This is a genomic window from Streptomyces sp. NPDC037288, from assembly GCF_055603265.1.
In genome coordinates this window covers 1-13,700 of record NZ_JBVJVY010000053.1, presented here as the reverse complement: position 1 = coordinate 13,700, position 13,700 = coordinate 1, and the positions used below count along the sequence as shown (strand labels likewise).

The following is a 13,700-nucleotide window of genomic DNA, read 5'->3' as shown; positions in this document are numbered from 1 at the left end:
GCCGGTGCGCCGGTCAGTAGCCGCGGTACTGCTGGTTGTTGTACGGGTCCTGGTAGGGGGCCGGCGCGGGCCGCGGCGCGGCCGGGCGCATCGCCTCGTATCCCGTGCCCATCCCCATCGGGCGCTGCTGCTGCGGGGCCTGCGGGCCGGGGTAGCCCCGCGGGGCGCTCGCCTGTTGCGGGATGTAGGCCGTGGGCGCCTGCTGCAGCGGTGCGGGCTGAGGCATCTGCGGATAGCCGTAGGCGGGGGCCTGCGGCGAGGGGCCCGCCGGGAGGGCGGGAAGTGCCGACGGCAGAGCGGGCAGGCTGCTGCCCGTGTCGTAGGACCCGGGGACCCGGATCGGGGCGATCTGCGGGGTGCCCCGCTCGGCCACGAGTGAGTCGTAGATCGGGGTGTCCGGGAAGGAGGCGGAGTAGTAGCCGCCACCATAAGTGGAGCGGGGGGAGGTCATGGCACATAAGTTAAGCCCACGATGTGCTCGTTGGGGAGACCGATAAGAGGGTTGTTTTCCGTGCCTGCAGTGACCGGGGATCCCTAATCCGAGCGAACTCGGCAAAAATGGACGTCGGTCGACGTTTTAATCGTGTAAAGGGCGAGCTCCTACGGGGTTACCGCCAGTTGACCGGCGATCTTCCGGTGCCGGCATGGGAGCCTGCCGTACCCGGGAATAGGTTGTCCCGGTACGGATCACCTGGACGACCCGGGGTGCCCGGAAGCCGACACGGATGGGGGCGGACATGTCAATGCCGAAAGGGTCGAACACACCGGTGCCGACCACGGCCCTGCGCGTCGAACTGGGCTGGCGCTCGGGACCCGGCGTGCCCGACGCGGACGCCTCCGCGCTGCTGCTCGCCACCGGAAAGGTCCGCTCCGACGCCGACTTCGTCTTCTACAACCAGCCCGCCCACCCGTCCGGCGCGGTGCGCCACGAGGACAAGAGGACGACCGGTGCGGGGGTGACGGACACCCTCTGCGTCGACCTCGCGCGCGTGGAGGGCACGATCGAGCGGATCGTCCTCGCCGCCTCCGCCGACGGCGGGACCTTCGGGCAGGTCCCCGGCCTCTACATCGAGGTGACCGAGGCCGTGACCGGACGGACGGTCGCCCGCTTCGACAGTCCGGGCGCCACCGTCGAGACGGCCTTCGTGCTCGGCGAGTTCTACCGCCGCCAGGGCGCGTGGAAGTTCCGCGCCGTCGGCCAGGGATACAGCAGCGGACTCGAAGGCCTGGCAACGGACTTCGGTATCACCGTGGACGAACCCCAGCCCGCCGCACCGTCCACCGCGGCGGCCTCGGCCACGCCCCCGCCGCCCCCGCCGACGACAGCCCCGGCACCGGCGCCCGCGCCCGTGCCCTCGGCCCCTTCCACGGCTCCTCCGGCTCCCGCGCCCCGGCCGGTCCGCCTGTCCAAGGTCACGCTCACGAAGACGGCGCCGTCCGTCTCGCTCGCCAAGCAGGGCGGCACCTCCGGTGCCATGCGGGTGAACCTCAACTGGCGGATGCGCAAAGAGGCTTCCGGTTGGAGCAGATGGGGAGGCGGACAGGGAGACCTGGACCTCGACCTGTGCGCCCTGTACGAACTCGCCGACGGCCGCAAAGGCGTCGTCCAGGCCCTGGGCAACGCCTTCGGGTCGCTGCACCGGCCGCCGTACATCCACCTCGACGGCGACGACCGTACCGGTGCCGTGGCGAACGGCGAGAACCTCACCATCAACCTCGACCACACCCGGGACTTCCGGCGCATCCTCGTCTTCGTCACCGTCTACCAAGGCGCCAGCTCCTTCGCCGACCTGCACGCCACCGTCACCCTCCAGCCGCAGCACGGCGCCCCGATCGACTTCTCGCTCGACGAGTGCACCGTCCCCTCCACGGTGTGCGCGCTCGCCCTGATCACCAACACGGGCGGCGACCTCCTCGTGCGGCGCGAGGCGCGGTACCTGGTGCCGGAGCGCGGAGTCAGCCCGCAGCGCACCATAGACCGTGCCTACGGCTGGGGCATGAACTGGACGCCCGGCCGCAAGTGACCGGGGTCAGCCCTCGTCGGGCACGGCGTCGGGACGCGTGTACGTGCGGCCCTTCCAGGCGGCCCCGCGCCCCCGGTAGTGCTGCACGGCCGAGTCGACCGTCATCAGCAGGTACAGCAGCGCGGTGAACGGCAGCAGCGGCGCCAGCCACAGCGGCTGCCGGTAGTAGCGCAGCATCGGCAGGTACGTCCCCGCCATCACCGCCCACGCCACAGCGCCGGTGACGGCCGTCGCCGTACCGCCGCCCGCCGCCCCGACGGCCACCGCGGCGGGCGGCACCAGGTAGACCAGCGCGAGCCCGGCGACCGTACCGAGGAGCAGCAGCGGGTTGTGGCGCAGCTGGGCGTAGGCGCTGCGCGAGACCATCCGCCACAGGTCGTGCAGCCGCGGATACGGCCGCACGCTGCCCACCCGGTCGGCCAGCCCCAGCCAGACGTGCCCACCGGCGTCCTTCACCGCACGCGCGAGCGCGACGTCGTCGATGACGGCGTGCCGGATGGACTCGGGGATGCGCGCCTTCTCCGCCATCGCGGTGCAGAGCAGGACACAGCCGCCCGCCGCCGCGGCCGTACGCGAACCCCTCCGGCCGATCCACCGGAAGGGATACAGCTGCGCGAAGAAGTACACGAACGCCGGGACCACCAGCCGCTCCCACACGCTCTCCACCCGCAGCCGCGCCATCTGCGACACCACGTCGAAGCCTCCGGCACGGGCCGCCGCCACCAGCGCGCGCAGGCTGTCCGGCGCGTGCGCGATGTCCGCGTCCGTCAGCAGCAGGTACTCGGGATCACGCGCGCGTGCCTGACCGATACCGTGCCGCACCGCCCACAGCTTGCCCGTCCAGCCTGCCGGCGGTTCGCCCGGCGAAACAACGGTCAGCGGCAGCCCGCCCTGCCGCCGGGACAGCTCGCGCGCCAGCTCCCCGGTTCCGTCGGTACTCCCGTCATCCACCAGGAAGACCTCCGCCCGGCCCGGATAGTCCTGCGTCAGCAGCGACGGCAGGCACGCGGGCAGCACGGCGGCCTCGTCGCGGGCGGGTACGACCACACAGACGGACGGCCACGCCTCCGGGTCCCGGCGCCTCGGCAGCCGGACGTCCGTGCGCCAGAAGAAGCCCTGGCACAGCAGCAGCCAGCACCAGGCGGCCAGCGACACGACGGTGATCCACAGCAGGGCGCTCACCCCCGCAGTCTGCCCCACCCGAGAGGGCCGCACGGACCGATCGTCTATCGTGGCCGGGTGAAGATCGCGCTCATGGACTCCGGAATCGGCCTGCTCCCGGCCGCCGCCGCGGTACGGCGGCTGCGGCCCGACGCGGATCTCGTGCTCTCCTGGGACCCGGACGGGATGCCCTGGGGGCCACGCACTCCGGAGGACATCACGCAGCGGGCCCTCGCCGTGGCCGGGGCCGCCGCCGCCCATGAGCCCGATGTCCTGATCGTCGCCTGCAACACCGCCTCCGTGCACTCCCTGCCGCAGATGCGGGCCCGTTTCGAACCGGATCTGCCGATCATCGGCACCGTGCCGGCGATCAAGCCGGCCGCGGCGGGTGGCGGCCATGTCGCGATCTGGGCCACCCCCGCCACCACGGGCAGCGCCTATCAGCGGAACCTGATCGCGCAGTTCGCCAGCGGAGTGGCCGTCACCGAGGTGGCCTGCCCCGGCCTCGCGGACGCGGTGCACCACGCGGACGAGGCCGCGATCGAGGCCGCCATCGCCTCGGCCGCCGCGCGCACCCCCGAGGACGTGACCACCGTCGTCCTGGGCTGCACCAACTACGAGCTGGTCGGCGAACGCATCCGGGAAGCCGTCCAGCGGCCCGGCCGTCCGCCGCTCATACTGCACGGCTCCGCCGGGGCGGTGGCCGCCCAGGCCCTGCGCCGGATCGGAGCGGAGCCGGACCCGGCCGCCGTCGCCGACACCACCCTCACGGTGCTGCTCAGCGGTCGCGAGGCCACACTCCCGGACACGGCTCTGTCCTACGGCGAAGGCCGTTTCCTGCAGGCGGTCAGCCCCGTCCGCTGACCGGCCGCGCGACGCGCGACCGTGCCCGGGTGCGCCCTGGCCCACTCGGGTCAGTCACCCTCCGCCACGCCCTACCCGCGCAGCGAAACCTGAGTAACCTCATAAACATGAGGGACCGCCTCCACGCCGACGACAGCCCGGACCCCGACGTCTGGACCGGGCGCGCCACGAACCGCGTCCAGTGGCTGCTGGCGCTGGTCGGCGCGGCCTGCATGGCGCTCGGTATCGAGCTGGCGGTGGACTCGGCGTGGACCTCCGGCGTCGCCCCGCTGGTGATGTCCGTCGTGGGCTGCATCGCCGCCGGTCTGCTGGTCCTCTTCGGCACGCTCGCCTTCGTGCACGTCGATCTCAGGCTCGACAAGGAGTCCCTCGAGGTCCGCTGCGGTCACATAGGGCTGCCGCGCCGCCGCATCCCGCTCTCGCACGTGGCCGGTGCCGACTTCACCGCCCTCGTCACGCCCAGGCACTGGGGTGGCTGGGGCTACCGGTGGCGGCCCGAGATGGGCACCGCCGTCGTCGTACGCCGGGGCGAGGGCGTCGTGCTGCGCCTGTGGGACGGCCACACCTTCACGATCACCGTCGACAACGCGGAGTCGGCGGTACGGGTCATCAGAGCCCGGCTGCGGACGACCGGCCCGCGTTCGGCCCGCTGAGGCCGCGCACCGCGCACCGGCGCGCGGCGGGACTCCGCTCAGAACCGGGGCTCCGTGCCGTTGCGCGGCCACGGCCGCGCCGTCGCCCACCCGGCGAGCAGCCCCGCGCCCACGGTCACCGTGGTGAAGCTCAGCGCGTTGCTCACCGTGGCGCACACGGCCAGCGCCGTCAGCGCGGCGCCGGCGGTGAGGGCGACCGGGGTGGAGCGAGGAGAGCGCCAGAGCGCGTGCAGCACCCAGCAGAACGCGGCGGCGACCAGGAAGACCCCGACGAGGCCCTGCTCCGCCGCCAGCTGCAGCAGGGCGGAGTGCGGTTTGCCGTCGGCGGACAGCGTCTGCGGCGCCGTGCCGCCCAGCCCGCCGAGCCGTCCCGGACCGACCCCGAGCCCCGGGTTCCGGCCCGCCAGGCGCAGGGTGTCCTGCCACAGTGCCACCCGGTGCCCGGTCAGCCGGCCCTCGACGACCCCGACGAGGCCGCCCGGCAGTACGTCCGCGGCGAGCGCCCACGTCGTCCCGGCGACCAGGGCCGCCGCCACGGCCAGACCCAGCAGGCACCCGCCACGGCGGGACACCGGGCCCGCGGCGAGCGAACACAGCAGCACGGCCGCACTTGCGGCACAACCGGCCGCCGACCCCAGCACCGCGCCGGCCGGCACGATCCCGGCGGCGAGCACCCGCAGCAGCAGCCGCAGCCCCGGTACGGACGTCGACCAGGCGGCACAGCACGCGGCTCCGGTGGCCAGCGTCAGCAGGACGGCGGTGCCGCCGGCGTGCCCGAGCGGGGCGGCGTACCGGGGGCCCGCGGAGAGTCCGGGCAGCGCCACGGCCAGCGCGAGCCCGGCCGCCGCACCGGCGCAGGGCGCGGCCAGTGGCAGCAGGGCCCCGGAGACCCGGCCGGCGGCGTGACCGGCGGCCACGGCGAGCACCGCGAGCAGGACGCCCTCGGGGCGTCCGTCGTGGGCCGCCGCGGTGATCAGCGACCATGCGGCGCAGGCACCGAGCAGGATCATGCCCGTGCCGTCAGAAACGTTTCCTCCGACCCCGGCCGCGTCCCCGTCCACCCGGGCCGCGGGCCTCGTCTGCGTCGCCCCCACTGCCGCCCCTCGCGCCTGTCCCCGACCTGTGTCCGGCCACGGCAGGGCACGGCGCCGGATACGGCGGCACTGCCGGGGCTGGGCACACCGTAGCGGCTGGTGACCGGTTTGGGGACGAGATGCGACGGAACGGTTCTTTCCGCTCGGGCGCCGGGAGCCGGTGCCGGCCCCTGACTCAGGGAGGGACTCCGGAGCCCGCGCCGGAGGGCAGGAGATCCGGGGAGCGCGGCGACCAGGGACAACCGAGGCCGGCGGAGCCGGTAACCGGCCCTCGTACCGCGCTGTCGGCGGCACGGTTCCCCGCCGTACACTCACCCGGGTGACCGTCACCGCAACTTCCGTGGACCAGTCGGACCAGCTCCAGTCGCCCTCCGCCTCCGGCGTGCGCGGCGGCCGGCTGCTGCGCCTGGTGCCGGCCGTAGCCTCCGCGCTCTGCGGAGTGCTGCTCTACGTCAGCTTCCCGCCGCGCCCCCTGTGGTGGCTGGCGCTGCCCGCCTTCGCCGGTTTCGGCTGGGTGCTGCGCGGCCGTGACGGGAAGGCGGCCCTCGGCCTCGGCTACCTCTTCGGCCTCGGCTTCCTGCTGCCGCTGCTGGTGTGGACCGGCGTGGAGGTCGGTCCCGGTCCCTGGCTGGCCCTCGTCGCCATCGAGGCGGTCTTCATCGGGTTGGTCGGTGTCGGTGTCGCGGCCGTCTCCAGGCTGCCCGCCTGGCCGGTGTGGGCGGCCGCCGTATGGATCGCGGGCGAGGCGGTACGCGCGCGTGCGCCGTTCCGGGGCTTCCCCTGGGGCAAGATCGCGTTCGGGCAGGCGGACGGCGTCTTCCTGCCGCTCGCCGCGGTGGGCGGCACGCCGGTGCTCGGCTTCGCGGTCGTGCTGTGCGGATTCGGCCTGTACGAGGCCGGCCGGCTGGTCGCCGAGCGGCGCCGGACGGGTGCCGTGCGGCGCGGGGCCGCTGCCGCCGCGCTGCTCAGCGTGGCCGTTCCGGTGGCGGGCGCGGTCGCTGCCCGGCCCCTGGTGAGCGACAAGGCCGAGGACGGCACCAGGACCGTCGCGGTCATCCAGGGCAACGTGCCGCGTTCGGGGCTCGAGTTCAGCGCCCAGCGGCGGGCCGTCCTGGACCACCACGTGCGTGAGACGCTCACGCTCGCCGCCGACATCAAGGCGGGGAAGGCCCCGAAGCCCGACTACGTGCTGTGGCCGGAGAACTCCTCCGACATCGACCCCTACACCAATCCCGACGCGGCCGCCGTCATCGAGGGCGCGGCCAAGGCGGTCGGTGTGCCCGTCTCGGTCGGCGGCGTCGTCGAGAAGGACGGCAAACTGCTCAACGAGCAGATCCTGTGGGACCCGGTCAAGGGGCCGACGCAGACCTACGACAAGCGGCAGGTCCAGCCGTTCGGCGAGTACCTCCCGCTGCGCGGGCTCGTCGGCGCGATCAACAAGAACTGGACCAGCATGGTCCGGCAGGACTTCAGCCGGGGTGGCACGCCGGGCGTGTTCGACATAAACGGCGCCAAGGTGGGCCTCGCCACCTGCTACGAGGCCGCGTTCGACTGGGCCGTGCGGGACACCGTGACGCACGGCGCGGAGATGATCTCCGTGCCGAGCAACAACGCGACCTTCGACCGCAGCGAGATGACCTACCAGCAGCTCGCCATGTCGCGGATCCGTGCCGTCGAGCACAGCCGCACGGTGACCGTGCCGGTGACCAGCGGCGTGAGCGCCATCATCATGCCGGACGGGAAGATCACCCAGAAGACCGGCATGTTCGTGCCCGCCTATCTGGTGCAGAAGGTCCCGCTGCGCACGTCGAAGACCCCGGCGACCGAGCTGGGCACCCTTCCGGAGATCGCTCTGGTGCTGGTCGCGGCCGGCGGGATCGGCTGGGCGATCGGGTCGGGGCTGCGCCGTCGGCGCGCGGGTGCCGTGTAGCCGAACGAGCGGGATGCGCCGACGGGGTGGAGACGTACGGCCGGGACGCGCGGCCGGGTGGAGACGTACGGCCGGCACGAACCAGCGGGGGTGCAGACGTTGCGACCGGCACGCGCCGGCGGAGAGACCTACGACCGGCACACGCCCTCCGAAATGGTGCGTACGCTCCCTGAACTGCCGGGAGAGCGCGGGCCCGGCCGGTTAGGGTCGGGCCCATGGCTACTCCTGACTTCATCCGCACCCTCCGGGCCTCCGCCGGCCGGCAGCTGCTCTGGCTTCCCGGGATCACCGCGATCGTCTTCGACGCCGAGGGCAGGGTGCTGTTGGGCCGGCGGTCGGACACCCGCAAGTGGGCGGTGATCGCCGGTATCCCGGAGCCGGGCGAGCAGCCTGCGGCCTGCGCCGTGCGGGAGGTCTTCGAGGAGACGGCGGTGCACTGCGTGGCCGAGCGGGTCGTCCTCGTCCAGGCCCTGGAGCCGATCACCTACCCCAACGGTGACCGCTGCCAGTTCATGGACATCACCATCTGCTGCCGGGCCGTGGGCGGCGAGGCCAGGGTCAACGACGACGAGTCCCTGGAAGTGGGCTGGTTCGAGGTCGACGCGCTGCCCGATCTCCACGAGGTCGACCGCTTCCGGATCAAGCAGGCCATGTCCGAGACACCCACATGGTTTGACCCTACGGCTGTGGGCTGAAGTATGGGCGGTCACCACATGTGGTGACGGGTGGGTGCCGCTTAGGGTCGGCACATGACCTCGCCCAGCCATCTGCCCGGCCTCCGCCCGCAGCCCCTGGCCCTCGACCTCGGCGGCCGCACCGCGCTCGTCACCGGTGCGGCCGGCGGCATCGGCCGCGCCTGCGCCCTGCGGCTCGCCGCCGCCGGTGCGCAGGTGCGCGCCGTCGACCGGGACGAGACCGGTCTGGCCGAGCTGGCCCAGCAGGCGGAACGCACCGGTGACCTCGCGGGCACCGTCGTACCGCACGCCGTGGACCTCACCGACCTCGACGCCGCCGAACGCGCCGCCGCCGGCACCGACGTGCTGGTCAACAACGCCGGGCTGCAACTGGTCCGCCCGCTCGAGGAGTTCCCGCCCGAGGTCTTCCACACCGTGCTGACCGTGATGCTGGAGGCGCCGTTCCGCCTGATCCGCGGTGCCCTGCCGCACATGTACGCACAGGGCTGGGGCCGGATCGTCAATGTGTCCTCCGTCCATGGGCTGCGCGCCTCCGCTTTCAAGTCCGCCTATGTGGCCGCCAAACACGGTCTCGAGGGCCTGTCGAAGACGGCCGCGCTGGAAGGCGCCGCCCATGGAGTGACCTCGAACTGTGTGAACCCGGCCTATGTGCGCACGCCCCTGGTGGAGCAGCAGATCGCAGACCAGGCGCAGGCGCACGGCATTCCCGAGGAGCGGGTGCTGTCCGAGGTCCTGCTGAAGGACAGCGCGGTGCGGCGGCTCATCGAACCCGAGGAGGTCGCCGAAGCGGTGGCCTACCTGTGCAGCCCGCAGGCGTCCTTCGTCACCGGCACCTCGCTGGTGCTCGACGGCGGATGGACGGCCCATTGAAGGGCCCGGTGGCGCCCGGCCCCGGAGTTTTCCACAGGCCTGACGGGCCGGGCGGCCGATGCGGAATCCTGTGACCATGTCTCGCGATCACGTTCAGTCGGCACCCGGCGGCAGCGCCGAGGCCGCGTACCTCGAGCTGCTGGCCCGCGACGCCTCCCCGGAGGCGTACGAGCAGCCGGTGCTGCTCGCCCGTGCCCAGGGCAGGGCGGCCGACCGGATCGCCGCGCTGGAACAGGCCAAGCGGCTCGCCCTGCGCGTGCGGGCCGAGCTGGAGGGACGCCGGCGGCGCGAGGCCGAGCTGTCCGCGCTCTTCGAGACCGCCCACGACCTCGCGGGCCTGCGCGATCTGGACGCCGTCCTGCAAGCCATCGTGCAGCGCGCCCGCTCCCTGCTCGCTACGGACGTCGCCTACCTCACCCTGAACGACCCGGCACGCGGCGACACCTACATGCGGGTCACGGAGGGCTCCGTCTCCGCCCGCTTCCAGCAACTGCGCCTCGGCATGGGCGAGGGCCTCGGCGGCCTCGTCGCCCAGACGACCCGGCCGTACGTCACGGACGACTACTTCGAGGACGCCCGCTTCCAGCACACCCTCACCATCGACGCCGGCGTCCGCGACGAGGGCCTGGTCGCCATCCTCGGCGTCCCCCTCATGCTCGGCCCGCACGTCATCGGCGTCCTCTTCGCCGCGGACCGCAGGGAACGCGTCTTCGAACGCGCCCAGATCGCCCTGCTCGGCTCCTTCGCCGCGCTCGCCGCAGCCGCGCTCGACACCGCCAATCTGCTCACCGAGACCCGCGCGGCCCTGGCCGGCCTCGAGCGCGCCAACGAGATCATCCGGGATCGCAGCGCCGTCATCGAGCGTGCCTCCGACGTCCACGACCGGCTCGCCGAACTCGTCCTGCGCGGCGGCGGGGTGCACGACGTGTCCGCCGCCGTCTCCGAAGTCCTCGACGGCACCGTCGAGTTCGCCGAGGCGGAGGCGGCACCGGCCTCGGCGCTCGAGGCATCCCGAGCCGAGGGACACGCCGTACGACACGGCAGCGACTGGATCGCCGCCGTCGCCGCCGGCGGCGAACTCCTCGGCGCGCTGGTCCTGCGCGGCCACCCCGGACTCGACCCCGTCGACCAGCGCACCCTTGAGCGTGCGGCGATGGTCACCTCGCTGCTCCTGCTCGCCCGCCGCTCGGCGGCAGAGGCCGAACAGCGCGTGCGCGGCGAGCTGCTGGACGACCTGCTGGACGCGCGCGACCGGGATCCGCGCCTGCTGCGCGAACGCGCCGCCCGGCTGCACGCCGACCTGGACGCCACCCATGTGGTGCTCGCCGCCCGCCTCGACGGCCCGGCGGCCGACGCCGACGAGGCAGCGGCCCGCCGACGCCTGTGGTCGGCCGCCTCCCACCTCGCCGCGACCCGGCAGGGCCTGGCCGCCGCACGCGACGGCGGCACCGTCCTGCTGCTGCCGCTCACCACCGGCGACACCGCCACGGCGGTGGCCCGCCGCACGGCCCGCCATCTGGGCACGGCCGTCCACCAAGCCGTCACGGTCGGCGCCTCGGCCCCGGTCACCGACCTCACCGCCCACCCCGAGACCGTCGCCGCCGCCTACGCCGAAGGCCGTCGCTGCCTGGAGGCGCTGCACCTGCTGGGCCGCGCCGGGGACGGCGCGGCGGCCGAGGACTTCGGCTTCCTCGGTCTACTCCTCGCGGGCGACCGGGACGTCGCCGGCTTCGTCGACCGCACCGTCGGTCCGGTCGTGTCCTACGACGAGCGACGCGGTACGGAACTGCTGCGCACCCTGGACGCGTACTTCGCCTGCGGGATGAGCCCGGCCCGCACCAAGGACGCCTTGCACGTCCATGTGAACACGGTCGCCCAGCGGCTGGAGCGGGTGGGCCGGCTGCTGGGGGAGGACTGGCAGACCCCGGCCCGCGCCCTGGAGATCCAACTGGCCCTGAGGCTGCACCGGTTGGCGTCCCCGGACAGACGCTGACCCCCGTACGGACCTGCCGCACGGGGGTCAGGGGTGCGGAACCGGTCAGACCGTCCGCGCCTGCGCGGCAGGACTGGCACCGGCGGACTCGCCGCCCTCGGCCTCGACGCGGGCGAGATCCCGGTGCCGCGTCTCCCGCGCCACGCCCACGGCGACCAGGGTCAGCAGCGCGGCGGCGATCACGTACAGAGCGATCGGGGTGGAGCTGCCGTAGTCGTCGAGCAGTGCGGTGGCGATGAGCGGCGCCGGTGCGCCCGCCGCAACGGAGGCGAACTGGGCGCCGATGGACGCGCCCGAGTACCGCATCCGGGTGGCGAACATCTCGGCGAAGAAGGCGGCCTGGGGTGCGTACATGGCGCCGTGCAGTACGAGCCCGACGGTCACGCCCAGGACCAGGTACCCGAACGAACCGGTGTCCGCGAGCGAGAAGAACGGGAACATCCACAGCCCGACACCGGCCGCGCCGAACAGATACACCGGCCGCCGGCCGACCCGGTCGGACAGTGCGCCCCAGGCCGGGATGACGGCGAAGTGCACTGCGGAGGCGATGAGCACGGCGTTGAGTGCGGTCTGCTTGGAGACGCCGGCCGAGGTGGTGGCGTAGACGAGGACGAAGGCGGTCATCACGTAGTAGCTGATGTTCTCGGCCATGCGTGCGCCCATCGCCACCAGTATGTCCCGCCAGTGATGCCGCAGTACGGAGACGAGCGGCAGCTTCTCCGGCTCGTCCGCGCGCTGGGCCTCGGCCCGCTCCAACGCCTCCTTGAACACGGGCGATTCATCGACGGACAGCCGAATCCACAGACCGATGAGCACCAGCACGCCGGAGAGCAGGAACGGGACCCGCCATCCCCATGTCCCGAAGGCGTCGTCGGAGAGCACGGCGGTCAACAGCGAGAGCACACCGGTCGCGAGCAACTGCCCCGCCGGCGCGCCGGTCTGCGGCCACGAGGCCCAGAAGCCGCGCCGCCGCGCGTCCCCGTGCTCCGACACCAGGAGAACGGCGCCGCCCCACTCACCGCCGAGCGCGAACCCCTGGATGAGCCGCAGCACGGTGAGGAGCACGGGCGCGGCGGCCCCGACGGTGGCGTGCGTGGGCAACAGCCCGATGGCGAACGTCGCCCCGCCCATCATCACCAGACTCAGCACCAGCAGCTTCTTGCGCCCCAGCCGGTCACCGAAGTGCCCGAACACAAGCGCCCCCAAGGGGCGGGCCGCGAACCCGACGGCATATGTCAGGAACGACAGCAGGGTCCCCACGAGCGGGTCGGAGCCCGGAAAGAACAGCTTGTTGAACACCAGCGCGGCGGCCGAGCCGTAGAGGAAGAAGTCGTACCACTCGATGGTGGTGCCGATGAGGCTGGCGGCGACGATGCGGGGGAGGCTGGACGGGGCTGGTGGAGCGGTCGCGGGGGAGGACATCGGCACCACTTCCTGGCGTTCGACGGGGACGTTTGCGTGTCGCCACACCGTAGGAAGGTGCAGGTCAAAGGCGTATGTGGTGGGACACCATAGTTCTGGGCGTGGGAGTGCATGCGTCCCCCATGAGGGCGCTGCCAGAGCCTCGGTGACGGCCGCAATGAGGCCGCGAAGGGCGCTGTCCGAGTTGCGTTGTTCGGCATGATTTGAAGGCGCCGTGCTGACTCCCGTGCTGGTTTGGTGCTGACTAAAAGCCCATGTCATCACCCTTTCTCACCCCTACCGTGCTGACTTGGTGCTGACTACGTTGCGTAGAACTCCGGCATGAGTCGCAGATCGGACTTAGCAGTGTTGGGATGGCCTGCGGGGGCGCGAGTTGTGTACCGCAGCGCAGACGAAGCCCGGGTGATAGAAGCGGCTGTGTCAGTCCGACGAGTGTCGTGGTGCGGTTGGCGTGTCAGGGTCCGTCATGTGGCGGACGGTCATGCTTCGCCAGTTGAGTCGAGCGCTTAGCAGGTTCCTCGTCTGCGGTGGTACAGGCGTCACGCGTCGCTGACCTGCGTAAAACGTGGCCACGTATGGCTAGTTGGAGCCGTCGGCCCGGGAATGGTCCGGATCTTGTTCTCAGCGAGACGGGCCTGGTCATCTGTCGACTTCGCATCCCTCGGCTCGTGGACTGCTCCAAGCGGATGTGCCGGCCCGTCGAGTGCTACGGCGAGGTGGGCAGGTGCGGGGAGCGGAGCACGAGCAGGGTGATCTCGCTGGGGGCGAAGACGCGGAACGGCGGGCCCCAGAAGCCGGTGCCGCGGCTGGTGTAGAGGAGGGTGCGGGTGCCGTGGTGGCTGAGGCCGGCGAGGGCGGGCTGGTCGAGGCGGACCAGGTGCTGGAAGGGCCAGATCTGGCCGCCGTGGGTGTGGCCGGAGAGCTGGAGGTCGATGCCGGCGGCTGCCGCCCGGTCGACGAACTTGGGCTGGTGTGCCAGGAGCAGGACGGGCAG

11 protein-coding genes and 1 pseudogene are annotated in these 13,700 nt (G+C 72.7%); 7 read left to right on the top strand and 5 right to left on the bottom strand.

All coding sequences use genetic code 11. The annotated features are described in order from the left end of the window. Positions 1–13 precede the first annotated feature (13 nt). Positions 14–451: a DUF6643 family protein gene (locus ACZ7GZ_RS36680; RefSeq protein ID WP_471031175.1), complete on the bottom strand. Its 438-nt coding sequence runs from the start codon at positions 449–451 to the stop codon at positions 14–16. A 292-nt stretch (positions 452–743) separates the two neighbouring features. Here ACZ7GZ_RS36680 and ACZ7GZ_RS36675 point away from each other — a divergent pair, with 292 nt between their 5' ends. After that, positions 744–2,024 carry a TerD family protein gene (locus ACZ7GZ_RS36675; protein ID WP_471031218.1) on the top strand — a complete coding sequence of 427 codons (1,281 nt, stop codon included), beginning with the start codon at positions 744–746 and terminating at the stop codon, positions 2,022–2,024. 6 nt (positions 2,025–2,030) lie between these two features. Here the strand turns inward: ACZ7GZ_RS36675 and ACZ7GZ_RS36670 are convergent, their stop codons facing one another. Beyond that, a complete protein-coding gene (locus tag ACZ7GZ_RS36670) occupies positions 2,031–3,224 on the bottom strand; it encodes a glycosyltransferase (RefSeq protein ID WP_471031217.1) in 1,194 nt (397 codons plus the stop codon). Between the two features lie 39 nt (positions 3,225–3,263). Here ACZ7GZ_RS36670 and ACZ7GZ_RS36665 point away from each other — a divergent pair, with 39 nt between their 5' ends. Next, positions 3,264–4,049, top strand: a complete 786-nt coding sequence (locus ACZ7GZ_RS36665; protein WP_471031172.1) for a glutamate racemase — start codon at positions 3,264–3,266, stop codon at positions 4,047–4,049. Positions 4,050–4,156: 107 nt separating this feature from the next. Continuing rightward, on the top strand, positions 4,157–4,702 hold the full coding sequence (locus ACZ7GZ_RS36660; RefSeq protein WP_471031171.1) for a hypothetical protein: 546 nt from the start codon (positions 4,157–4,159) through the stop codon (positions 4,700–4,702). 38 nt (positions 4,703–4,740) lie between these two features. On the opposite strand, the gene ACZ7GZ_RS36655 is transcribed toward ACZ7GZ_RS36660, so the two are convergent. After that, positions 4,741–5,712, bottom strand: coding sequence for an O-antigen ligase family protein (locus tag ACZ7GZ_RS36655; RefSeq protein WP_471031169.1), 972 nt, complete (start codon positions 5,710–5,712; stop codon positions 4,741–4,743). 403 nt (positions 5,713–6,115) lie between these two features. On the opposite strand from ACZ7GZ_RS36655, the gene lnt reads away from it, so the two are divergent. The 4 genes from lnt (at position 6,116) to ACZ7GZ_RS36635 (ending at position 11,284) form a co-directional block, all read left to right on the top strand. Then, positions 6,116–7,726 carry an apolipoprotein N-acyltransferase gene (lnt, locus tag ACZ7GZ_RS36650; protein ID WP_471031166.1) on the top strand — a complete coding sequence of 537 codons (1,611 nt, stop codon included), beginning with the start codon at positions 6,116–6,118 and terminating at the stop codon, positions 7,724–7,726. Positions 7,727–7,941: 215 nt separating this feature from the next. Next, entirely contained in the window at positions 7,942–8,421 is a 480-nt protein-coding gene (locus tag ACZ7GZ_RS36645) for an NUDIX hydrolase (protein ID WP_471031165.1), read from the top strand. A gap of 54 nt (positions 8,422–8,475) precedes the next feature. Continuing rightward, positions 8,476–9,291, top strand: a complete 816-nt coding sequence (locus ACZ7GZ_RS36640; protein WP_471031162.1) for a 3-hydroxybutyrate dehydrogenase — start codon at positions 8,476–8,478, stop codon at positions 9,289–9,291. A gap of 76 nt (positions 9,292–9,367) precedes the next feature. Beyond that, on the top strand, positions 9,368–11,284 hold the full coding sequence (locus ACZ7GZ_RS36635) for a helix-turn-helix domain-containing protein (RefSeq protein ID WP_471031161.1): 1,917 nt from the start codon (positions 9,368–9,370) through the stop codon (positions 11,282–11,284). A 45-nt stretch (positions 11,285–11,329) separates the two neighbouring features. Here ACZ7GZ_RS36635 and ACZ7GZ_RS36630 read toward each other — a convergent pair whose 3' ends face one another. Further along, positions 11,330–12,706: an MFS transporter gene (locus ACZ7GZ_RS36630; RefSeq protein ID WP_471031159.1), complete on the bottom strand. Its 1,377-nt coding sequence runs from the start codon at positions 12,704–12,706 to the stop codon at positions 11,330–11,332. 706 nt (positions 12,707–13,412) lie between these two features. Continuing rightward, positions 13,413–13,700: pseudogene (locus ACZ7GZ_RS36625) on the bottom strand (metallophosphoesterase); the annotation flags it as partial.